Origin of the sequence: Streptomyces sp. NBC_01276 (assembly GCF_041435355.1) — a bacterium.
Classification (GTDB): Bacteria; Actinomycetota; Actinomycetes; order Streptomycetales; family Streptomycetaceae; genus Streptomyces.
Map to the genome: position 1 here is coordinate 6,317,281 of NZ_CP108442.1, position 20,687 is coordinate 6,337,967.

The following is a 20,687-nucleotide window of genomic DNA, read 5'->3' on the forward strand; positions in this document are numbered from 1 at the left end:
ATATTTGGCACGATCGGTGCATGATCCTTCGGAACGTGCCCCGGTCGCTGCTGCGTGTGCTGGGGGCTCTGTTCCTGTGCGCCGTGCTGGTCGGTGCGGCGGGATGCGGCGGGAAGTCCGCCCCGCCGCCCGCCACCAGCGCCGGCGCGGGTACGGGTGCCAGCGCGGGTGCCCGCGAGGTCCCCGGGTGGGCCAGGGGGATGGCCACCGTGCGGGCCGACGCGCTGCCGCAGCAGGCGCGCGAGGTGCTGGCCCTGATCGACAGGGGCGGGCCGTACGCGTACCGGCAGGACGGGACCGTCTTCGGGAACTTCGAGAAGGTCCTGCCGAAGCAGAAGCGCGGCTACTACCACGAGTTCACCGTGCGGACCCCGGGCGAACGCGACCGCGGGGCCCGGCGGATCGTGACCGGCGGGGGCGGGGAGTTCTACTACACGGACGACCACTACCAGACCTTCAAGGCGGTTCTCCGATGAGCCTGGACCCGCAGCCGCTCGCCCCCGCGCTGGCCGCCGCCGAGGAGGCGGGCTGGGCCGTCGTACGGCTGGACCTGGACGGCGTACGGAGCAAGGCCGCCCTGATGCGGCGGTGCGCGGACGTCCTGCGGGCGCCGGAGTGGTTCGGCGGGAACTGGGACGCGCTGGCCGACGTACTGGTGGACCTGTCGTGGCTGCCGCCGGCGCCCGGGAGGCTGCTCGTGGTGAGTTCCTGGCGCGGGTACGCGGCCGAGCGTCCGCAGGACTGGGAGACGCTGCGGGAGGTCCTGGAGGAGGCCGTGGACTTCTGGCGCGAGGCCGAGGGGGCCGCGCCGCTGACGGTGCTGCTGGCCGGGTCCGCCCCGGACGGGGCTCCGCCCCGGGCCGCGCGCCCCGGACCCCGCCGGGGCTGAGGGCCCCCGGGGCCCGGGAACGTCCGTGGGGGCGGCCCGGGCCGCCCCCACGGTGGTCACTCGCCCGCCACGGCCTCGGGGACCCAGGGCGGGGTCTGGCCCCAGGACCAGACCGGGATCTTCGCCGCGTCCACCGGCGGCGGATTGGGGCCCGAGTAGATCAGGGCCATCCGGGTGCCCCACTCGATGTAGTAGACGAACACCGCGCGGAACTCCGGGTCCGTCGGCAGGCCGACCTCGTCGGCCGTGTCCAGCAGCAGGTCCACCCAACGGCGGCGCTGCTTCTCGGTGATGCCGCGCCCCAGGTGCTTGGTGGCCATGTGCCGGTGGCCGCCGTGGTGCGCCGAGTACTCCGCCGGGCCGCCGAAGACCTCCGACAGCCAGACGGCGACGTGCTGGGGGTGCTCCGAGTCCATGCCCGCGAAGACCGGGGCCAGGATCTCGTCCCGCAGGGCGTGCGCGTAGAAGACGTCGGTGAGGCGGCGCATGGCCTCCGCACCGCCCATCCACTCGTAGATCGTGGGCGTGGTGCTCATGACTGACCGGCGGCCTTTCCCGGACCCACCACACCGGTCACGAGGTAGTGCTGCATCTCCTCGATGGCCGTCACGTACGGGCGGATCGCGCTGAAGAACGCAGGGAAGTGCTCGCCCTTGCGGAAGCCGTTCAGGTGGGCGTCGATCGAGGTCCAGCGGATGCGGAGGATGTAGCGCTCCTTCTCCTCCTCGCAGCGGGCCAGCTCGTAGTCGATGCACTCGGGCGAGGCGGCCAGGGCCTCGGCGGCCCTCGCGTACGCCTCCTCGAACGCCTGCTGGTCCTGCGAGGCGATCCGGTAGCGGATGTACTCGACGGTCGTGGTCATGGTGTGCGTGCCTCTCCCTGGGATCAGGTGGTCCCGGCTACCCTTCCGGGATCATGCGTGCCCGGCGAGGGGTTCCCCTACTCGGACTGCGACTTCTGGATGTCCGGGCCCTGGGCGCGGACCTCCCGCACCTTGTCGAGGGACTCCCTCAGCTCGGCGAGCCAGGTGTCGGTGTTGCTCCCGACGAGGCGGACGCACCAGGCCAGGGCGTCCGCCCGGCTGCGCGCCACGCCCCCGGCGACCAGGGTGTCGAGCACCTGGCGCTCGGACTGGCGCAGCCGGGTCATGACGGGGACGGCGAGGTGGGTGAAGAGGGTGGTCTCCGCACCCGAACGCACGCCCCAGGCGACCTTGCGGCGGTAGAGCTCCTCCGCCTCCCGGGCGACCTCGATGCGCTGCTCGCGGGTGCGCTCGCGGAACTCCTTGACGGACTCGGCCGCCGGGACGGTGCCGACGACCGTGATCTCCTCCCGGTCGACGGTGACCGAGACGAGGGACTCGTAGACGTCCACCGGCAGGCGCTCGGCGAACCACGCGCGGAGCTTCTCGCTCTGTTCGGCTGTAATCATGTAATCAACGTTGCATCCGCTCTCCTCTTGATCGCAAGGGCCCGGCCGGTGTCCGGCCGGGTGTTCGCTCTCAGCCCATCGAGCGGTAGCGGTGGATCAGCGACACCGCCATGGCGCCCTCGCCGACGCCCGAGGCGACCCGCTTGACCGAGTGGGCCCGGACGTCGCCCGCCGCGAAGACCCCGGGGACGCTGGTCTCCAGCGGGTAGGGCGCGCGCTCCAGGCTCCACTCCGCCGGGAGTTCTCCGCCGTTGGCGATCAGGTCGGAGCCGGTGAGCACGAAGCCGTACCCGTCGCGCTCCACCACCCCGGCCAGCCAGTCGGTGTGCGGGCGTGCGCCGATGAAGGTGAACATGAACCGGGCCGGGGTCACCGTGTCCGCACCGGTGTCGGCGTCGTGCAGGGTGATCCGCTCCAGGTGCTCGCCGCCGTCCAGCGCCACCACCGTCGTGCGCACCCGGACCTCGACGTTCGGGGTCCGCTCGATCTCGTCGATCAGGTAGCGGGACATGCTCGCGTCCAGGGAGGCGGCGCGGACCAGGATGGTCACGCGGGCCGCGTACTTGGCGAAGTGGACGGCGGCCTGCCCGGCCGAGTTGGCGCCGCCCACGATGAACACGTGCTGCGAGATGCAGGCCGAGCTCTCCGTGGTGGCCGCGCCGTAGTACAGCCCCGCGCCCTCGAACCGGTCCGCGCCGGGGGCGTCCAGCCGGTTGTACGAGACGCCGGTCGCCAGCAGCACCGTCTCGGCGCTGATCTCCGTACCGTCGGCCAGGGTCAGGATCTTCGCCGGGTCGTCCCGGGTCAGGGAGACCACCTCGACGGGGTGCAGGATCTCGGCGCCGAACCGGGAGGCCTGGATCGTGGCCCGGCGGGTCAGGTCGCCGCCGGAGAGGCCCGAGGGGAAGCCGAGGTAGTTCTCGATCAGGCTGGAGGTGCCGGCCTGCCCGCCCGGGGCACGGGAGTCCAGCATCAGCGTGGACAGGCCCTCGGAGGCCGCGTACACCCCGGCGGCCAGCCCGGCGGGTCCGGCTCCGACGATGACGCACTCGTAGTGCGGGCGGGAGGCGGTGGTGGCCAGGCCGAGGCGGCGGGCCAGCTCGGTGTCGCTCGGGGCGGAGAGCACCGAGCCGTCCGGGAAGCGCACCAGCGGGAGCGCGGCGTCCGCCTGCGCGGCGGCGATCACCGTCAGGGCCTCGGGGTCGCGCTCGACGTTCAGGAAGCGGAACGGCTGCCCGTTGCGGGTGAAGAAGTCCCGGACGGCGTGGGTGCCGGGGGAGACCAGGTGCCCCGCGACGATGATCCCGTCGTACGCCGGCCGGTAGGTGGCCAGCCAGTCGGAGAGCAGGTCGTCCAGGACCGGGAAGAGCCGCTCGTGCGGCGGGTCCCAGGGCTTGAGCAGGTAGTAGTCCAGCCGCACCCGGTTGATGGCGGTGATCGCGGCGTCGGTCTCCGCGTACGCCGTGAGCAGGACCCGGCGCGCGTCCGGGAACCGGCTGACGGCCTCCAGCAGGAACTCCACCCCGGTCACGTCGGGCATCCGCTGGTCGACGAGGAACAGGGCGGGGTCGTGACCGCGCTCGTCGAGGGAGTCCAGGATCTTCAGGGCGTCGGCCGCGGAGGAGGCGCCGAGCACCCGGTAGCGGTCGCCGTAGGCGCTGCGCAGGTCCCTGCGGACCGCCCGCAGCACCTGCGGGTCGTCGTCCACGGCCAGGATGACCGGCTTGCGGCTCTCCGCGCGCTCGGCGGGGGCCGGGACGGCGGTTGCGGGGTCGGTGGTGGCGGGGGCGGTGGCGCCCTCCCGGGCCGCGCTCACGCCGGGTCCAGCATCAGCTTGTCGGCGTAGCACCAGGCCCAGTCCTCGCCGGGTTCGTGCGAGGCCGCGATGGGGTGACCGGTGGTCCGGTAGTGCCGTGTGGCGTGACGGTTCTTCGACGAGTCGCAGCAGCCGACGTGCCCGCAGCTCAGGCACATCCTCAGGTGCACCCAGCCGTCACCGGACCGCAGGCACTCCTCACAGCCCTCGGAGCCGGCCTTCACCGGACGTATCAGGTCGACGTGTGTGCACAACAGGTCCATCGTCATCGTCCCCGTCCCTTTCCTCGCGCACTCGTGCCCCCCGGCCCGCCCGGGGTCCACGGCGCGTCCAGACCATAAGTCGGAGATCCGGGAAAGGTTCATCGATCCGGCCGAGGTCAGGAAGTCCGGCGGGTACTTCATGACTTCGCGGGACGACTACGTGAGGTGCCCGGACCACCTTGCCCGCTACCTCACGAAGTCGCATTCGGGCCCTTTGACGCGGGCACCGGGCGCACGCAGTGTGGGGGACGCCAACGACAACAGGCGGCGCCTGGAGGAATCTGTGAGCAGAAAGATTCTGGTCATTGTCTCCGAACACGGTTACTGGGCCGAGGAACTGATCGGTCCCGTATCGAAGTTCGACGAGCGGGGCTATGAGACCGTATTCGCCACGCCGACCGGAAAGCGCGCCCACGCACTTCCGCCGAGCCTCGACGCGAACTACGTCGACCCCCCGCTGGGCCGCTCGGTGACCACCGAGGAGAACGCCCGGCTGGGCCGCGAGTTCGAGCAGTCGAGCCGGCTCGACTCGCCGCTCGACATCGAGGCCTGGGTGCCCGAGCGCCCGTACACGAGCGACGAGGGCTATCTGCGCAAGCTGGAGCAGTACCACCGCGACCTGGAGAAGCTCGACGCCGACATCGCGGACTTCGACGCGATCCTCATCGTCGGCGGCAGCGGCCCCATCGCCGACCTCGCCAACAACGAGCGGGTGCACGCCCTGGTCCTGGCCTTCGAGAAGGCCGGCAAGGTCGTGGCCGCCGAGTGCTACGGGGTCGCCTGCCTGGCCTTCGCCCGGGACTGGGACGACCGCAAGAGCATCGTCTGGGGCAAGCACGTGACCGGCCACTGCAAGGAGTACGACTACAAGGACGGCACCGGATTCCTCGGTACCGACTTCAACATGGGCCCGCCCCCGTACCCGCTGGAGTACATCCTGCGCGATGCCACGGGCCCGCGCGGCGCCTACCACGGGAATTTCGGAAAGCCTGTCTCCGTGATCGTCGACTATCCCTTCGTGACGGGACGTTCGACCCCCGACTCCTACCTCACCGGGCAGAAGATCGTGGAAGTCCTGGAAGACGGTCTCACCCGCTACGGCTGGTAATTCTGCGATCCGCGGGAGAAAAGGGGGAACACCGTGAACGCCGCAGCGACTCCCGGCCGGGAAAGGCTGATCGAGCAGTTCAAGGCCGACGGCCTGAAGGTGATGTTCGGAAATCCGGGAACGGTGGAACAGGGATTCCTCGACGCGGTGGACGCGGCGGCGGACTTCCGTTACGTCCTCGCGCTCCAGGAGACGGTGGCCGCGGGCATCGCGGACGGCTACGCCCGCGCCACGGGCGGCGCGGCCCTGCTCCAGCTGCACTCCGGTGTGGGTCTGGGCAACGGCATAGGCATGCTCTACCAGTCGCTGCGCGGGCACACCCCGCTCGTCGTCGTCGCCGGTGACGCCGGGGTGCGCTACGACGCCATGGACGCGCAGATGGCCTGTGACCTGGTGGCCATGGCCAGGCCCGTCACCAAGTACGCGACCCGGGTCACCGACCCGCGGTCCGTGCTGCGCACGGTGCGGCGGGCCGTGAAGATCGCCCTCACCCCGCCACGCGGCCCCGTCTTCGTGGCCCTGCCCATGGACGTGCTGGACGAGCTCAACTCCGAGCCCGTGCTGCCCGCCACGGTGCCGCTCACCGACGTGGCCCCCTCGCCGGCCTCGGTGGGGCGGGCGGCCGGCCTGCTCGCCGGCGCCGCCCGGCCCGTGGTCCTGGCCGGGGACGGGGTGGCGCTCTCCGGGGCGCAGGCCGAACTCGTCGCCGTCGCCGAACTGCTGGGCGCCGACGTCTTCGAGGTCGACTCCTCGGAGGTGAACATCGCCGCCTCGCACCCGCTGCGGCGCGGCCAGACGGGGCACATGTTCGGCCCGCACAGCAAGGAGCTGGTCGGGAACGCGGACGCGGTGCTGATCGTGGGCACCTACGTCTTCCCGGAGGTGTTCCCCGAACTGGAGAACCCCTTCCGGCCGGGTGCGAAGGTCGTGCACATCGACCTGAACGCCTACGAGATCGCCAAGAACCACCCCGTGGACCTGGGGCTGGCCGCCGACCCGCGCCAGGCGCTGCGCGCGCTGGCCGGCGTACTGGAGCAGCGGCAGAGCCCGGCGCAGCGGGCCGCGGCCGCCGCGCGGCTGGACGTACGGACCCGGGAGCGGGCCCGTGCGGACCTCGCGGCGGACGACGACGGCACGCCGATGGCCGTCTTCCTGCGGACGCTGGCCGAGCGCACCGGCCGGGACCTGATCGTCTTCGACGAGGCGCTGACCACCTCGCCGCTGGTGACCCGGTACCTGCCGCCGGAGCGGCCCGGCGACTACCACCTGACCCGGGGCGGATCGCTGGGCGTGGGCTTCCCGGGGGCGGTCGGCGCCAAGCTCGCCCACCCCGACCGGCTCGTCGTCGGCTTCGCGGGCGACGGCGGCTCGATGTACACCCACCAGGCCCTGTGGACGGCGGCCCGGTACGGGATCGACGCCAAGTTCGTGGTCTGCAACAACCGCAAGTACCGCCTCCTCGACGACAACATCGCCCAGTACTGGCGCGAGCGGGACATCGCCGAGCACCCCTACCCGGGCTCCTTCGACCTCGCGCACCCCGAGATCGACTTCGCGGGCCTGGCCAGGGCGCTGGGCGCCGACGGAACCCGCGTGGAGAAGCCGGACGAGGCGCCGGCCGCCGTCGCGCGGATGCTGGCGCACCCCGGCCCGTACCTCGTCGACATCCAGATCTGACCCGAGCGACACCCACGGACAGGAGGAGACCGCATGCCCGCCGAGCGGCTGACCGAGGACGCGATCCGCACCTTCACCGAGAACTGGTACGTGGCCCTGGACCGGCACCTGCCGCTGGAGCAGGTGCTCGCCCTCATCACCGAGGACCTGGAGTTCAAGGTCCCCGAGGACACCTTCCTCGGCCACCGGGACTTCGCCCGCTGGTACGACGCCGTCACCAACCGGTTCTTCGACGAGGTGCACACGGTCACCAAGGTGGAGCCGGTCATCGAGGGGGACCGGGCGATCGTCCGGGTCCTCGTCAACTGGCAGTTCAAGATCTGGGACGCGCCGGCCGCCCGCAGCCAGTGGGGTGGCTTCGACGCCGACCAGACCTGGACCGTGGTGGCCGGCCCGGACGGGCCGCGGATCAAGCAGTACACCGTCAACGACCTGGCGCCGATGCCCGGTTCGGTCTCGCTCTGAGAGGACGGCCACGATGACCGAAGTGACCCGCGAGCGGGTCGAGGCCGCCTACCGGGCCCTGGGCTCCGGCGACCGGGCCCGCATCCTGGAGTACTACTCCGAGGACCTGCGCTGGCTGGTGCCGGGCAACCACCCCCTCGCCGGCTGGTACGAGAGCCTCGACGCCTTCCTGGAGCTGATGGGCCGGACCCACAAGCTCACGGGCGGCACCTTCCGGATGGACCTGGAGGCGGTCCTGGTCGGCGAGGACTGCAGCGCCGACGTCTGCCGCAACGTCGCCCTGCGGGACGGCGCGGACCCGGGGAGCACCACCCCGTACGAGCGGATGGACTACCCGGTCTTCCACTTCATGCGCTGGCGGGACGGCCGGATCGTCGAGGGCCGCGACGGGCTCTTCGGCGACACCGCCTCCGCCTTCAGCCAGTTCTGGGCGCCCTTCGCGCCGGACGGAACCCGCAGGGACCGATAGGGGGATGACCGCAATGAGCACGACGGACGACGCCCGAACGATCCTGACCAAGTACTACGAGTACGCCAACGCCGGGGACTGGGACCGCTGGTGCGACCTGTTCGCCGAGGACCAGGTCATGGACGAGCAGCTGGCCGGACACATCGAGGGCCTGGAGACCCTGCGCTCGATGATGAAGGGCATGGGGACCATGTACCGGGTCTTCCGCAACGAGCCCGTGCACTTCCTCGTCGACGGGGAGAAGGCCGCCGCCGTCTCCCACCTCACCGCCGTCAGCGCCTCCGGCGAGGCGATCGAGGCCGAGGTCATGAACTTCTTCCGGATCGTGGACGGACGCATCGCCTACATGTCGAACCACCACGACACCGTCCCCTTCCAGGTGCTGGGCCAGGACTGAGGGGGGAAGGCACCCGTGGCCACAGAGCAGTACGACTACGTGATCGTCGGCTCCGGCACCGCCGGCAGCGTCCTCGCGAACCGGCTCTCCGCGGACCCGGACGTCTCGGTCCTGGTCCTGGAGGCGGGCGGTTCCCGGATCCCGCCCGAGGTGGACGACCCGTCCTCCTGGTACAAGCTGCTGGGCGGGCCCGTCGACTGGGGCTACACCAGCGTCCCGCAGCCGGGCCTGGGCGGACGCCGTACGTACGAACCGCGCGGCAAGGCCCCCGGCGGCAGCAGCAACCTCTACATCATGATGCACATCCGCGGCCACGCCTCGGACTTCGACAACTGGGCCTACCAGGGCGCGGCCGGCTGGGCGTACGAGGACGTGCTCCCTTACTTCGCCCTGCTGGAGGGCCAGGAGGACCCCACCGCGCCCACCACCGGCACCGGCGGCCCGCAGCGGGTCACCAACGCCGGCCTCCACGGCCCCAACCCGGTCTCCCGCGCCTTCATCGACGCGGCCGTCGAGCTGGGCCACCGGGAGATCGCCGACTTCAACACCGACGGCCCCCGGCGCGGCCTCTTCGGCACCGGCTGGCACCACATCGACGTGGCCGACGGCCGCCGCCAGGGCACCCTGGCCGCCTACCTGGAACCGGCGCTGGAGCGGTCCAACCTGACCCTGCGCACCGACGCCCAGACCACCCGGCTGCTCTTCGACGGGGACACCTGCTCCGGCGTCGAGTACGAACAGCTCCTGGCCCCGGCGCAGATCCCGGGCCGCACCGTGCGCGACGGCCACAGCCGGGCGGCGGCGCCGGGACGGCACACCGTACGGGCCCGGCGCGAGGTGATCGTGGCCGCCGGGGCGATCGAGTCCCCGAAGCTGCTGATGCTCTCCGGGATCGGACACCCCGAGCAGCTGGGCGAGCACGGCATCGAGGTCACCGCCGCCCTGCCCGGGGTCGGGGAGAACTTCCACAACCACGTGCTGACCGGGCTCATGGCCGAGGTCACCCAGGAACTGCCGCCGCCCGCGCAGAACCTCTCCGAGAGCGCTCTGTTCCTGTCCTCCCGGCCCGGTCTGCCGGCTCCGGACCTGCAGATCGCCTTCGTCCACGTCCCGTTCGACGTGATCGTCGGCCAGGACCACCCGAACACGGTGTCCATCCTGCCCGGCGTCGTCCGCCCGGTCTCCCGGGGCTGGATCAGGCTCGCGAGCGCCGATCCGCTGGCCCACCCGCTGATCCACCCGAACTACCTGGGCGACCGGTGGGACCTGGAGCGGATGGTGCAGGGCGTCAGGATCGCCCGGGAGCTCTTCGCGACCTCCGCCTTCTCGCCCTGGTACAAGCAGGAGCTCCAGCCGGGGCCGGGGCACGTCTCGGACGAGGAGCTGCGGACCTTCGTGCGGCAGAAGGCGGAGAGCTACCACCACCAGGCCGGCTCCTGCCGCATGGGCGTCGACGACCTCTCCGTCGTCGACCCCGAACTGCGCGTGCACGGCGTGCGCAACCTGCGCGTCGTCGACGCGAGCGTGATGCCCGCCGTCCCGTCGGGCAACTGCCACACCGCCATCGCGATGATCGCCGAACGCGCGGCGGACTTCATCGGAGGCCGGAACAGGGGGGAATCCCGTGCCTGACGCGGTCCTGCGCGAGGGAGCGCTGTCCGGGACCCGGATCGCGGTCCTGGTCGAGAGCGACTTCTACGAGCCCGAGATCTTCTACTACCAGCGCCGGTTCGCGGAGGAGGGCGCCGAGGTCGACTTCCTGACCCGGCTGTGGGGCAACGAGTCCATCACCTTCACCGGGCACGAGTACCGGGCGCCCTTCACCGCCGACCGCTCCCTGGAGGGGCTGGCCGACGAGGAGCTGCGAGGCTACTCCGCGCTCATCGTGCCCTCGGGCATGGTCGCCGACCGGCTGCGCTACACCGAGGACGTGGACGTTCTGGCCCCGGCGACGGAGCTGCTGCGCCGGGCGTTCGAGGAGCCGACGGTGCTCAAGGGGATCATCTGCCACGGCATGTGGCTGGCGTCCTCGATCCCGGGCAAGGTGCGCGGCCGCAAGGTCGTCTGCCACAACAACCTCATCGGCGACGTCCGCAACATGGGCGCCGAGTACGTGGACGAGGACGTGGTGGTCGACGGGGACCTGGTGACCGGCCGCACCGGAGCCCACCACCACCTCTTCGCCCGCCGGATCATCGACCTGCTCGCCGCAGGGCGGGGCCGGAGGGCGGGCTGATGCCGGGCGCGATGGTCTGGTCGCACGTGGGCCTCAACTGCGCCGACCAGAAGACCACCGAGGAGTTCTACACCCGCCACTTCGGCTTCACCCGGGCCCGGGTGGTCGACCTCGGGGAGGCCCGGATCGTGTTCCTGCGCAAGGGGGACGCCTACCTGGAGCTCTTCGAGGCCGGAACCGAGCCGGCCCGTACGGCGCACGAGGACGGCCCGCCGGCCCCGGGCCGGATACGGCACCTGGCCTTCCGCACCGACAGCGTCGACGCGTTCCTCGCGGAGCTGGGCGACGCGGCCGAAGTGACGCTGGGACCACTGGACTTCGACGACTTCATCTGCGGGTGGCGGACCGTGTGGGTCCGCGATCCCGACGGGGTGATCGTCGAGGTCAGCCAGGGATTCGAGGACGACCGCTCACACGACAAGGACGGTGCATGACATGGCGAGCTCGCCCGGCTTCTCCTTCTCCGACACGATCGCGGGCTACGTCGTCCGCTTCGACTCCGGGGCGCGGCTGCTGCGCCTGAAGACCGCGGACGAGCGCGAGTTCGAGGTCTCGCTCGCCGGCGACCCGAGTGCCGAGCTGGTGCGCAACCTGGACGAGCCGTACGTCGACGCCTCCGGGCACATCGACGAGATGCTCTCCCCGGGCCGCTTCCTCTTCGTCTACGGGGTCCACTACCCGGAGGGGGACGGAAGGTTCGAGGCCAAGCGGCTGGTGTTCCTGGGCCGCGGGGCCGAGGACTACCGGTTCGAGGAGACCGGCTGGTGGATCAAGCAGATCGAGTCGCTGGCCGACTTCTACAAGCGGGCCCAGTTCGGCGACGGGCCGGTGGACTTCACCGAGTACCGCACCGAGATCCGCCTCGGCGGGGACAAGACCGCCAGCCACGTCCAGGAGACCGACACGATCTCCCGGCTGGTCTACGGCATGGCCTCGGCCTACCTGCTGACCGGCAAGGACGAGTACCTGGAGATCGCCGAGCGCGGCACCGAGTACCTGCGCAAGCACATGCGGGTCGTCGACACCGAGGAGGACGTGGTCTTCTGGTACCACGGCATCAGCGTCGACGGGGACAGCGAGCGCAAGCTGTTCACCTCGGAGTTCTCCGACGACTACGACGCGATCCCGATGTACGAGCAGATCTACGCGCTGGCCGGCCCCGTCCAGACCTACCGGGTCACCGGTGACGTCCGGATCAGGAACGACGCGGACGCCACCATCCGGCTCTTCGACACGTTCTTCAAGGACGAGGAGCAGGGCGGCTACTACTCGCACATCGACCCGATCCTCTTCAGCCCCGACCACGAGTCGCTGGGCGAGAACGCCGAGCGCAAGAACTGGAACTCGGTCGGCGACCACGCGCCCGCGTACCTGATCAACCTGTACCTGGCGACCGGCGAGCAGAAGTACGCCGACTTCCTGGAGTACACCTTCGACACCATCGCGGACCGGTTCCCGGACTACGAGAACAGCCCGTTCGTCCAGGAGCGCTTCTTCCGCGACTGGTCGCACGACACCGCGCACAGCTGGCAGCAGAACCGCGCGGTCGTCGGGCACAACCTCAAGATCGCCTGGAACCTGATGCGGATGAACTCCCTGAAGGCCAAGCCGGCGTACGAGGAGCTCGCCCGGAAGATCGGCCGGATCATGCCGGCCGTCGGCAGCGACGTCCAGCGGGGCGGCTGGTACGACGTGGTGGAGCGGGTGAAGCGCGGGGAGGAGGAGACGTATCGTTTCGCCTGGCACGACCGCAAGGCCTGGTGGCAGCAGGAACAGGCGATCCTCGCCTATCTCATCCTGAACGGCACGGTCGGCGACGACGCGGACCTGCGCGAGGCCCGGCAGGCGCAGGCCTTCTACAACACCTTCTTCCTCGACCACGACGAGGGAGCCGTGTACTTCAACGTGCTCGCCAGCGGCACGCCGTACCTGCTCGGCACCGAGCGGCTCAAGGGCAGCCACTCGATGTCCATGTACCACTCGGCGGAACTCTGCTACCTCGCCGCCGTCTACAACAACCTGCTCATCAACGGCCGGGAGATGGACTTCCACTTCCAGCCCGATCCGACCGACCTGCCCGGACGGACCCTGCGCGTCTCGCCCGACCTGCTGCCCGCGGGCTCGGTGCGGATCGCGTCCGTGGAGATCGACGAGAAGCCGTACGAGGAATTCGACGCGGACGAGCTGACCGTCCACCTCCCCGACGTCCAGGGACGGGTCAAGGTCAAGGTCCGGCTCCGGCCGGTGAACCGGAAGTAGCGCTCAACGGGGGGCGCCCCAACACGAGGGGAATGCAATGACTCTGACCGTGAAGGAACGCCGGAACAAGTCGGGCACCGTGCTCGTCGCCACCGGCGAGATCAACAGCGAGACCTCCGGTGCCCTGCTCCAGGCACTCCTGCCGCTGGTCCGTGAGGGCCGGCCGCTGCGCATCGACCTGACCGCCGTCACCTACGTGTCCAGCGCCGGCCTGCGCACCCTGCTCGTCGTCTACCGGGAGGCGCAGCACGCCGGCGTCGCGGTCACCCTGTACGGGGTGAGCGAGGAAGTCCGGTTCGTCATGTCGGCCACCGGCTTCCTCGACTTCTTCGAGACCGGCGAGGCCGCGGCCGCCGCGGCGAGGGCCAAGGTCGCGCGATGAGCGAGACCTCCTCCGAGCAGGTGCTGCGGGTGGACGCGTACCCGACCCACGAGGTGGGCGGGTACCGCGTCCGCGCCGGCAAGCCGTTCCCGTTCGGGGCCAACGTGGTCCCGGGCGGGGTCAGCTTCTCCGTCTTCTCCGACCAGGCCACCTCCATGACCCTGGTCATCTTCAAGCGCGGAGAGCCCGAGCCGATGGCCGAGCTGCAGTTCCCCGAGGAGTTCCGCACGGGCAGCGTCTTCGCCATGACCGTCTTCGGCCTCGACCACGAGAACATCGAGTACGGCTACCGGGCCGACGGACCCTTCGACCCGGCCACCGGACACCGCTTCGACGCCCGGCAGGTCCTCTCCGACCCCTACGCCCGGCTGATCGCCGGCCGCGACGTGTGGGGCGTGGAACCGGACCGCAGCCGCGGCTACCAGTACCGCTCGCGGGTCTGCCTCCAGGACTTCGACTGGGCCGACGACACCCCGCTGCGGATCCCCGCCGAGGACCTCGTCGTCTACGAGGCCCACGTGCGCGGCTTCACCCGCCATCCCTCCTCGGGGGTCACCGCCCCCGGCACCTTCGCGGGCCTGCGCGAGAAGATCCCGTACCTGAAGGAGCTCGGGATCAACTGCATCGAGCTGCTGCCCGTCTTCGAGTTCGACGAGAGCGACAACCCGCGGACGAACCCGGAGACCGGCGAGAGGCTCTACGACTACTGGGGCTACAACACCGTCTCCTTCTTCGCGCCGAAGGCCGGCTACGCGGCCACCGGACGCTACGGGATGCAGGGCGACGAGTTCCGCACCCTGATCAAGGACCTGCACGCGGCCGGCATCGAGGTCATCCTCGACGTCGTCTTCAACCACACCGCCGAGGGCAACGAGCTGGGCCCGACCATCTCCTTCAAGGGCCTCGACAACGCCACGTACTACATGCTCACGCCGGAGGGGTACTACTTCAACTTCAGCGGCACGGGCAACACGGTCAACTGCAACCACCCCGTCGTGCGCAACTTCGTGCTCGACTGCCTGCGCCACTGGGTCGCCGACTACCACATCGACGGCTTCCGCTTCGACCTCGCCGCCATCCTCGGCCGGTCCGCGGACGGCACCCCGCTGCCCAACCCGCCGCTGCTGGAACTGCTCGCCTTCGACCCGGTCCTGCGGCACACCAAGCTCATCGCCGAGGCCTGGGACGCGGGCGGCCTCTACGAGGTCGGCAACTTCCCGGCCTACGGCCGCTGGGCGGAGTGGAACGGCAAGTACCGGGACACCGTGCGCAGCTTCCTCAAGGGCGACCCCGGGGTCACCGGAGAGCTGGCGACCCGGATCGCGGGCTCGCCCGACCTCTACTCCAGCCGCGGGACCTCGGCCTCCGTCAACTTCCTGACGGCACACGACGGCTTCACCCTGGCCGACCTGGTCTCGTACAACGACAAGCACAACGAGGCCAACGGCGAGGGCAACAACGACGGCGGCAACGACAACGCCAGCTGGAACTGCGGCGCCGAAGGGCCCACCGACGACCCCGAGGTGTCCGCGCTGCGGCTGCGCCAGATGAAGAACGCCCTCGCGATCCTCTTCACCAGCCAGGGCATCCCGATGCTGCTGGCCGGGGACGAGGTCGCGCGGACCCAGCTGGGCAACAACAACACCTACTGCCAGGACAACGAGCTCTCCTGGTTCGACTGGGACCAGGTCGACGGGAACGCCGAACTGCTGCGGTTCACCCGGGAGATGATCGGCTTCCGCAAGCACCACCGCGAGCTGCGCTCCACCTCGCACCCCACCGGCCGGCTGCGCGACAGCCTGGGCCTGCCGGACATCAGCTGGCACGGGGAGCGGGCCTGGCAGCCCGACTGGTCGGCGGAGAGCCGGCTGCTGGCGGTGGCCCGCTGCGGCGCCGGTGACGAGGACGTGGTCTACGTGGCCATGAACTCCCACTGGGAGCCGCACGACCTCGAACTGCCCGCGCTGCCCGGCGGCCGCAGCTGGCACCTGTTCGCCGACACCGGCGCCGAGGCGCCGTACGACATCCGCACCCCGGGGACCGAACAGGAGCTGGACAACGCCGGCAAGTACCTGATCGGCCCGCGCTCGGTCGTGATCCTGGTCGGCCGCGCGAACGACCCCGACCCCCGGGACGACTGAGCCGCCCGACCGAAGGAGACCTGACATGCCGCTTTCCGTGTCCCTGAGCATCGAGGGCGACACCACCGTGATCGAACTGACGGGCGAGCTGGACGCCAAGACCGCCCCCGACTTCCACCAGACGATCGAGAAGGCCGCCGGTCACGGCACCGGCACCGTCGAGATCAGGATGGCGGGGGTCGGCTACATGGCCAGCGCCGGGCTGCGCTCCCTGGTCTTCGCCCAGCAGAAGGTGGGCTCCGGCGTCACCATCAAGGTGGTCGGCGCCATCGAGCCCGTCTCCCGGACCATCCGCACGGCGGGCCTCGACCGCAGCATCCAGCTGTCCGATGGCTGAGCGGCACGGCCGACCGCGCGGTGAGTGAGATGGTCGGACTGGCGAGGAAGCCCGCCGTACTGGAGGTGCCCGCGACCGTGGGGGCACTGGGCGAGATCGCCGCGTTCGTCCTGCTGCTGGCCGGCCGGGCGGGCCTCGGCAAAGGGGCCACGTACCGGATCCGGCTGGCGGTGGACGAGCTGGCCACGAACATCGTGATGCACGGGTACCGGGGCGGCGACGGACGGATCACCGTCCGCGGCCGCTGCGGTCCCGACGGGGTGCGGATCGTCATCGAGGACACCGCCCCCGCGTTCGACCCGGTCGAAGGCCGCCTGCCCCCCGCCCCCGGGATCCCCCCGGAACGGCGGCGGGTCGGCGGCCTCGGCATCCACCTGGCCCTGACCAGCGTGGACACGTACGCCTACGCCCGCAGGGACGGCCGCAACATCAGCACGCTGACCGTCAAGGCCGAGGGGACGGACGCATGCCCTCCACCACCGTGATCATCCTGGACGCGGACCCGCCGCCACCCGCCGACCTGCTCGAAGCACTCCGGCTGATGGACGCGGAACTCGTCACCCGCACGCTGTCCGAACTGCTGCTCGGCCGACTGGAGGCACTGCCCCTCGCCGACGTGCTGCTCGCCCCCGCCGAGGCCGACGGGGAAGCGGTGCGCAGCGCCGTACGCCGGCTGCGCCGCTGGGCCGGCGCCCCCATCGTGGTCGTCTGGACCGTCACGGCCTTCGCCGCACTGGAGCGGCACGTCAGCATCGGCCACGACTACCTCGTCCCGCCCTTCCTGCCCGCCCTCGTCGGCGCCCGCCTGCACAGCTGCTCCGAGCGGGCCGGACTGGGCCGCACCCTGCGCGAGGCCGACGCCCGCGCCGAACTCATGGGATACGAGAAGGAACTGGAGATCGGCCGCGAGATCCAGGCCGGCTTCCTGCCCGAATCACTGCCCGTTCCCGAGGGCTGGGAGATCGACGTGCGCTTCCGCCCCGCCCGCCAGGTGGCCGGGGACTTCTACGACGTCTTCGAACTCTCCCGGGGCCGGCGCCTCGCCGTCGTCGTCGCCGACGTCTGCGACAAGGGCGTCGGCGCCGCCCTCTTCATGGCCCTGATCCGCTCCCTGCTGCGCCACACCGCCGAGAACAGCGGACTCCAGCACCTGATGGCGGCCGGCCGCACCGGCGGCAGCCGCCGCACCCCGGTCGTCGGCGCCACCCCGCTGCTCAACGCGGTCACCGCCACCAACGGCTACCTCACCCGCAACCACCTGCGCCAGGGCTACTTCGCCACCCTCTTCTTCGGCGTCCTGGACCCGCTCACCGGAAGCCTCGTCTACATCAACGGCGGCCACAACCCGCCGCTGCTGCTCTCCGGCGAGGGCGCCCTGCCACGGCCCCTCGACGTGACGGGACCGGCCGTCGGCGTGCTGCCGGACTGCGTCTACACCCTGGGCTACGCCCAGCTGGACCCCGGCGACACCCTGTTCGTTTTCACCGACGGAGTACCCGAGGCCCGCTGCCCCGAAGGCAGTTTCCTCGGCGACGAACGGATGCTGGAACTGCTCGCCGGCCCCCCGGCGAGCGGCCGGGACGTGGTGGACCGGATGGACCTGGCCGTGCGCCGCCACACCGGGACCGCCGAACAGCACGACGACGTGACCATGCTGGCCCTGCACCGGCCACGTGCGGCGCGGGGGCCGCACGTGGCCGGCGACGGCTACCGGGTGGTGGCGTGATGACCCGGACCATCGTGGTGCACTCGCACCGCGGCGGCACCGGGAAGTCCTCGGTGCTGGCCAACCTCGCGGTCCTGCTGGCCGCCGGGGGACTGCGGGTGGGGGCGGTCGACACCGACCTCCAGTCGCCGACCCTCGACCTGCTGTTCGGGATCGGACCGGGTCCGGGCTCGCTGGCCGACTACCTCCTGGGCCGCTGCGAGATCGAGGCCGCGGCCCGCCGCACCGTCCTGCCCGGGCTGTACGTCGTACCGGCCCGGTCCGGCACGGCGTCCCTGCGGGAGCTGATGACCACCGGGTACGACGTGGGGCTGCTCCCGGAGGGCTTCGACCGGCTGGCGCAGCGGTTCGCGCTCGACGTGCTGCTGCTCGACACGCACGCCGGACTGAACAACGAGTCGGTGACCGCCATGGGCAGCGCCGACATCGTCCTGATCATGGCGCGGGCGGACCGCGTCGACCTCTCCGGGGTCGAGGAGACCATCGCCCTGGTCGGACGGCTGGCCTGCCGGCGGGCCCTCGTACTGAGCATGGCCCCCGAGGGAGTCGACCGGGAGACCGTCCGCCGACGGGCCGAGGAGGTCTACGGGGCTCCGCTGGCCGGAATTCTCCCGTACGTGCCACAAATGGCCTCCCTGTACGGGGAGCGCATATTCGCGGAAGCCCTTCCCGACCACCCCCTGGTCGGTGAATTCCGCGCGATCCTCTCGGCGTTGGACGCACGTGACGAAGTATCGCGGGCCTGAGGTCCACCCCTTACGCCCCTGGAAGGGGGCGTGTTGAATCGGCAGCGAATCCAGAACAAGGAGAGAATCATGAAGATTCTCGTCGTCATGACGGCAAAGGCCACGCTTCATCTCCTGGACGGGGAACAGCACCCCTCGGGATTCTGGGCAGAGGAATTCGTCGTTCCCTATACCCTCTTCCGGGCCGCCGGCCACACCGTGGACGTGGCGACGATCGGGGGCGCGGCACCCACGGTCGACCCGACCAGCATCGACCCCGGCTTCCTGCGGTGGGTCCGGCCCGAAGGCTCCCCGGACGAGGACGCGGCCAACGCCGCCGAGTACGTCCGCGTCATCGGGCAGACCCCTGGGCTCCAGCACCCCATCGCCCTGGAATCCCTCGGCGAGAAGGACATCGCCGACTACGACGGCATCTACGTCAGCGGCGGCCACGGGGCCATCGGCGACCTGCCCAAGTCCGACGAACTCGCCCAGCTGCTGCGCTGGGCCATCGAGCGGGACAAGCCGCTCGCCACGGTCTGCCACGGCCACACCGCGCTCCTGTCCCTGCGCGACGGCGAGGGCCGCTGGCCGTTCGAGGGCTACCGGATGACCGCCTTCTCGCACGCCGAGGAACTGGTCACCAACATGGCCGGCCGGCTCCCGCTGATCCTGGAGGCCGAACTCACCAGGCTCGGCGCCCGCTACGAGAAGGCCGAAGCGATCTGGGACTCGCACGTGGTGGTGGACCGCAGGCTCACCACCGGCCAGAACCCGTACTCCTCCAAGGCCCTCGCCGAGACGTTCCTGAAGCAGCTCGACCAGGGCTAGCCCCCGCGACACCGGAAGGTGCAGCCATGACCCAGCGCGTGCTCAGCGACCGACCTCTGGCCAACCCCGGGAAGCTGTTCATCGGCGGCAGATGGATCCCCGCCCGGGACGGCCGTACCGAACCGGACGTCAGCCCGATCGACGGACAGGAGATCGTTCCGGTGGCCCAGGCCTCCGCGGCCGACGCCGACGCCGCCGTCACCGCGGCGCGCACGGCCTACGAGGAAGGTCCCTGGAGCCGGCTCTCCGCCCAGGAGCGCGCGCTGCGGCTGAACCGCGTCGGCGAACTGATCGAGCGGGACCTGGAGGAGATCGCCCTGCTGGAGACGGTGGACATGGGCAAGCCGTTCGCCTTCTCCAGCACCGTCGACGCCCCCATGGCCGCCCAGCTGATGCACTACTACGCCGGCGCGGTCACCCGCGTCGACGGGTCCTCCCGGGCCCCGGCGGGCGGACAGCTCGCGTACACGCTGCGCGAACCGCTGGGCGTCGTCTGCGCCATCACCCCCTTCAACTTCCCGCTCCTGCTGTCGATGACGAAGATCGCCCCCGCCCTCGCGGCGGGGAACACCGTCGTCCACAAGCCCTCCCCGGCCACCCCGCTCACCGCCCTGAAGATCGCCGAACTCTTCCAGGAGGCGGAGATCCCCGACGGGGTGCTGAACGTCATCACCGGTCCCGGCGTGGAACTGGGGGAGACCCTCACGGACCACCCCGGCATCGACAAGATCGCCTTCACCGGCTCCACCGCGGTCGGCCAGTCGATCATCCGCAAGTCGGCCGGCACCCTGAAGAAGGTGACGATGGAACTCGGCGGCAAGTCCGCCAACATCGTCTTCGCCGACGCCGACCTCGACGCCGCCGAGGAACTCGCCTTCTTCGGCATCTACTACAACAAGGGCGAGATCTGCACCGCCGGCTCCCGGCTGCTGCTGCACCGCCCCATCCACGACGAGATGGTCGAACGCCTGGTGCGCCGGGCCGCCGGCCTCAGGCCCGGGGACCCGCGCGACCCCGGGACCCTCTTCGGACCACTGGCCCACCAGGGCCAGTTCGACAAGGTCAGCTCCTACATCGAGATCGGCGAGAAGGAAGGCGCGGTACTGCGCACCGGAGGCGCCGGCTGGACCCCCGAGGGTGCCTCCAGCAGGGGCCTGTACTTCCTGCCGACCGTCTTCACCGGGGTCGACAACTCCATGCGGATCGCCCAGGAGGAGATCTTCGGACCCGTCCTGTCGATCATCCCCTTCGACACCGAGGAAGACGCCGTACGCATCGCCAACGACAGCGCGTACGGCCTCGCCGCAGGGGTCCACACCAAGGACCTGCGGCGGGCCCACCGGGTCGCCTCGCAGATCAAGGCGGGCACGGTCTGGGTGAATTGCTACAACCAGTACGACCCCTCCGTGCCCTACGGCGGCTACAAGGCCTCCGGCTACGGACGCGAGTGCGGACCGGAATCCCTGGAGAGCTACACGCAGACCAAGTCGGTCTGGATCGGGATGGACTGAGGTCCACCCGGCCGGACCCCCGAT

Annotated in this window: 24 protein-coding genes; 19 read left to right on the plus strand and 5 right to left on the minus strand. The window is 70.8% G+C overall.

Annotation, left to right across the window (positions count from 1 at the left end):
* Positions 1 to 20: 20 nt before the first annotated feature.
* Positions 21 to 476, plus strand: a complete 456-nt coding sequence (locus OG295_RS28480; RefSeq protein WP_371679464.1) for a ribonuclease domain-containing protein — start codon at positions 21 to 23, stop codon at positions 474 to 476.
* Positions 473 to 889 carry a barstar family protein gene (locus OG295_RS28485; RefSeq protein WP_371679466.1) on the plus strand — a complete coding sequence of 139 codons (417 nt, stop codon included), beginning with the start codon at positions 473 to 475 and terminating at the stop codon, positions 887 to 889. Before OG295_RS28480 ends, OG295_RS28485 begins: the two co-directional genes overlap by 4 nt.
* A 56-nt stretch (positions 890 to 945) precedes the next feature.
* Here OG295_RS28485 and OG295_RS28490 read toward each other — a convergent pair whose 3' ends face one another.
* The 5 genes from OG295_RS28490 to OG295_RS28510 form a co-directional block, all read right to left on the minus strand.
* Complete coding sequence (locus OG295_RS28490) at positions 946 to 1,425, minus strand: group II truncated hemoglobin (protein ID WP_371679467.1); 480 nt, start codon at positions 1,423 to 1,425, stop codon at positions 946 to 948.
* Positions 1,422 to 1,751 carry a putative quinol monooxygenase gene (locus tag OG295_RS28495; RefSeq protein ID WP_371679469.1) on the minus strand — a complete coding sequence of 110 codons (330 nt, stop codon included), beginning with the start codon at positions 1,749 to 1,751 and terminating at the stop codon, positions 1,422 to 1,424. Before OG295_RS28495 ends, OG295_RS28490 begins: the two co-directional genes overlap by 4 nt.
* Positions 1,752 to 1,828: 77 nt before the next feature.
* Complete coding sequence (locus OG295_RS28500) at positions 1,829 to 2,320, minus strand: hypothetical protein (protein ID WP_371679470.1); 492 nt, start codon at positions 2,318 to 2,320, stop codon at positions 1,829 to 1,831.
* 70 nt (positions 2,321 to 2,390) lie between these two features.
* A complete protein-coding gene (locus OG295_RS28505; protein ID WP_371681339.1) occupies positions 2,391 to 4,028 on the minus strand; it encodes an FAD-dependent oxidoreductase in 1,638 nt (545 codons plus the stop codon).
* A gap of 104 nt (positions 4,029 to 4,132) precedes the next feature.
* A complete protein-coding gene (locus OG295_RS28510) occupies positions 4,133 to 4,405 on the minus strand; it encodes a UBP-type zinc finger domain-containing protein (protein WP_371679471.1) in 273 nt (90 codons plus the stop codon).
* A gap of 277 nt (positions 4,406 to 4,682) precedes the next feature.
* On the opposite strand from OG295_RS28510, the gene OG295_RS28515 reads away from it, so the two are divergent.
* The 17 genes from OG295_RS28515 to OG295_RS28595 all read left to right on the plus strand — a co-directional run bounded on the left by OG295_RS28515 (position 4,683) and on the right by OG295_RS28595 (position 20,663).
* Positions 4,683 to 5,507 carry a type 1 glutamine amidotransferase domain-containing protein gene (locus OG295_RS28515; RefSeq protein ID WP_371679472.1) on the plus strand — a complete coding sequence of 275 codons (825 nt, stop codon included), beginning with the start codon at positions 4,683 to 4,685 and terminating at the stop codon, positions 5,505 to 5,507.
* Between the two features lie 33 nt (positions 5,508 to 5,540).
* Positions 5,541 to 7,184, plus strand: a complete 1,644-nt coding sequence (locus tag OG295_RS28520) for a thiamine pyrophosphate-binding protein (protein WP_371679473.1) — start codon at positions 5,541 to 5,543, stop codon at positions 7,182 to 7,184.
* A 33-nt stretch (positions 7,185 to 7,217) separates the two neighbouring features.
* Positions 7,218 to 7,649, plus strand: a complete 432-nt coding sequence (locus OG295_RS28525; protein WP_371679474.1) for a nuclear transport factor 2 family protein — start codon at positions 7,218 to 7,220, stop codon at positions 7,647 to 7,649.
* Positions 7,650 to 7,662: 13 nt separating this feature from the next.
* The gene (locus OG295_RS28530) at positions 7,663 to 8,118 is read left to right on the plus strand and encodes a nuclear transport factor 2 family protein (RefSeq protein WP_371679475.1); all 456 of its coding nucleotides are present in this window, start codon (positions 7,663 to 7,665) and stop codon (positions 8,116 to 8,118) included.
* 13 nt (positions 8,119 to 8,131) lie between these two features.
* Entirely contained in the window at positions 8,132 to 8,515 is a 384-nt protein-coding gene (locus tag OG295_RS28535) for a nuclear transport factor 2 family protein (protein WP_371679477.1), read from the plus strand.
* A gap of 15 nt (positions 8,516 to 8,530) precedes the next feature.
* Entirely contained in the window at positions 8,531 to 10,147 is a 1,617-nt protein-coding gene (locus OG295_RS28540) for a GMC family oxidoreductase (RefSeq protein ID WP_371679478.1), read from the plus strand.
* On the plus strand, positions 10,140 to 10,751 hold the full coding sequence (locus OG295_RS28545; RefSeq protein ID WP_371679479.1) for a DJ-1/PfpI family protein: 612 nt from the start codon (positions 10,140 to 10,142) through the stop codon (positions 10,749 to 10,751). The genes OG295_RS28540 and OG295_RS28545 overlap by 8 nt, the downstream gene beginning before the upstream one ends.
* Positions 10,751 to 11,185: a VOC family protein gene (locus tag OG295_RS28550; RefSeq protein WP_371679480.1), complete on the plus strand. Its 435-nt coding sequence runs from the start codon at positions 10,751 to 10,753 to the stop codon at positions 11,183 to 11,185. The genes OG295_RS28545 and OG295_RS28550 overlap by 1 nt, the downstream gene beginning before the upstream one ends.
* A gap of 1 nt (position 11,186) precedes the next feature.
* Positions 11,187 to 13,010 (plus strand): AGE family epimerase/isomerase, encoded by a 1,824-nt coding sequence (locus OG295_RS28555; RefSeq protein WP_371679481.1) that lies wholly within the window; start codon positions 11,187 to 11,189, stop codon positions 13,008 to 13,010.
* Positions 13,011 to 13,047: 37 nt separating this feature from the next.
* Positions 13,048 to 13,392: an STAS domain-containing protein gene (locus OG295_RS28560; RefSeq protein WP_030234084.1), complete on the plus strand. Its 345-nt coding sequence runs from the start codon at positions 13,048 to 13,050 to the stop codon at positions 13,390 to 13,392.
* Positions 13,389 to 15,533 (plus strand): glycogen debranching protein GlgX, encoded by a 2,145-nt coding sequence (glgX, locus tag OG295_RS28565; protein WP_371679482.1) that lies wholly within the window; start codon positions 13,389 to 13,391, stop codon positions 15,531 to 15,533. The genes OG295_RS28560 and glgX overlap by 4 nt, the downstream gene beginning before the upstream one ends.
* 25 nt (positions 15,534 to 15,558) lie before the next feature.
* Positions 15,559 to 15,870: an STAS domain-containing protein gene (locus tag OG295_RS28570; RefSeq protein ID WP_266837856.1), complete on the plus strand. Its 312-nt coding sequence runs from the start codon at positions 15,559 to 15,561 to the stop codon at positions 15,868 to 15,870.
* A 29-nt stretch (positions 15,871 to 15,899) separates the two neighbouring features.
* Positions 15,900 to 16,355 (plus strand): anti-sigma regulatory factor, encoded by a 456-nt coding sequence (locus tag OG295_RS28575; protein ID WP_266841494.1) that lies wholly within the window; start codon positions 15,900 to 15,902, stop codon positions 16,353 to 16,355.
* On the plus strand, positions 16,337 to 17,596 hold the full coding sequence (locus OG295_RS28580) for a PP2C family protein-serine/threonine phosphatase (RefSeq protein WP_371679483.1): 1,260 nt from the start codon (positions 16,337 to 16,339) through the stop codon (positions 17,594 to 17,596). Before OG295_RS28575 ends, OG295_RS28580 begins: the two co-directional genes overlap by 19 nt.
* Positions 17,596 to 18,342 carry an AAA family ATPase gene (locus OG295_RS28585; protein WP_371679484.1) on the plus strand — a complete coding sequence of 249 codons (747 nt, stop codon included), beginning with the start codon at positions 17,596 to 17,598 and terminating at the stop codon, positions 18,340 to 18,342. The genes OG295_RS28580 and OG295_RS28585 overlap by 1 nt, the downstream gene beginning before the upstream one ends.
* Positions 18,343 to 18,411: 69 nt before the next feature.
* A complete protein-coding gene (locus OG295_RS28590; RefSeq protein ID WP_371679486.1) occupies positions 18,412 to 19,152 on the plus strand; it encodes a type 1 glutamine amidotransferase domain-containing protein in 741 nt (246 codons plus the stop codon).
* A 26-nt stretch (positions 19,153 to 19,178) separates the two neighbouring features.
* Entirely contained in the window at positions 19,179 to 20,663 is a 1,485-nt protein-coding gene (locus OG295_RS28595) for an aldehyde dehydrogenase (protein WP_371679487.1), read from the plus strand.
* Positions 20,664 to 20,687 lie beyond the last annotated feature (24 nt).

Excerpts from the sequence above, each read along its gene's own strand:
- OG295_RS28480 (WP_371679464.1), top strand. The coding sequence starts at position 21 with ATGATCCTTCGGAACGTGCCCCGGTCGCTGCTGCGTGTGCTGGGGGCT.
- OG295_RS28485 (WP_371679466.1), top strand. The coding sequence starts at position 473 with ATGAGCCTGGACCCGCAGCCGCTCGCCCCCGCGCTGGCCGCCGCCGAG.
- OG295_RS28490 (WP_371679467.1), bottom strand. The coding sequence starts at position 1,425 with ATGAGCACCACGCCCACGATCTACGAGTGGATGGGCGGTGCGGAGGCC.
- OG295_RS28495 (WP_371679469.1), bottom strand. The coding sequence starts at position 1,751 with ATGACCACGACCGTCGAGTACATCCGCTACCGGATCGCCTCGCAGGAC.
- OG295_RS28500 (WP_371679470.1), bottom strand. The coding sequence starts at position 2,320 with ATGATTACAGCCGAACAGAGCGAGAAGCTCCGCGCGTGGTTCGCCGAG.
- OG295_RS28510 (WP_371679471.1), bottom strand. The coding sequence starts at position 4,405 with ATGACGATGGACCTGTTGTGCACACACGTCGACCTGATACGTCCGGTG.
- OG295_RS28525 (WP_371679474.1), top strand. The coding sequence starts at position 7,218 with ATGCCCGCCGAGCGGCTGACCGAGGACGCGATCCGCACCTTCACCGAG.
- OG295_RS28530 (WP_371679475.1), top strand. The coding sequence starts at position 7,663 with ATGACCGAAGTGACCCGCGAGCGGGTCGAGGCCGCCTACCGGGCCCTG.
- OG295_RS28535 (WP_371679477.1), top strand. The coding sequence starts at position 8,132 with ATGAGCACGACGGACGACGCCCGAACGATCCTGACCAAGTACTACGAG.
- OG295_RS28550 (WP_371679480.1), top strand. The coding sequence starts at position 10,751 with ATGCCGGGCGCGATGGTCTGGTCGCACGTGGGCCTCAACTGCGCCGAC.
- OG295_RS28555 (WP_371679481.1), top strand. The coding sequence starts at position 11,187 with ATGGCGAGCTCGCCCGGCTTCTCCTTCTCCGACACGATCGCGGGCTAC.
- OG295_RS28560 (WP_030234084.1), top strand. The coding sequence starts at position 13,048 with ATGACTCTGACCGTGAAGGAACGCCGGAACAAGTCGGGCACCGTGCTC.
- glgX (WP_371679482.1), top strand. The coding sequence starts at position 13,389 with ATGAGCGAGACCTCCTCCGAGCAGGTGCTGCGGGTGGACGCGTACCCG.
- OG295_RS28570 (WP_266837856.1), top strand. The coding sequence starts at position 15,559 with ATGCCGCTTTCCGTGTCCCTGAGCATCGAGGGCGACACCACCGTGATC.
- OG295_RS28575 (WP_266841494.1), top strand. The coding sequence starts at position 15,900 with ATGGTCGGACTGGCGAGGAAGCCCGCCGTACTGGAGGTGCCCGCGACC.
- OG295_RS28580 (WP_371679483.1), top strand. The coding sequence starts at position 16,337 with ATGCCCTCCACCACCGTGATCATCCTGGACGCGGACCCGCCGCCACCC.
- OG295_RS28585 (WP_371679484.1), top strand. The coding sequence starts at position 17,596 with ATGACCCGGACCATCGTGGTGCACTCGCACCGCGGCGGCACCGGGAAG.
- OG295_RS28590 (WP_371679486.1), top strand. The coding sequence starts at position 18,412 with ATGAAGATTCTCGTCGTCATGACGGCAAAGGCCACGCTTCATCTCCTG.
- OG295_RS28595 (WP_371679487.1), top strand. The coding sequence starts at position 19,179 with ATGACCCAGCGCGTGCTCAGCGACCGACCTCTGGCCAACCCCGGGAAG.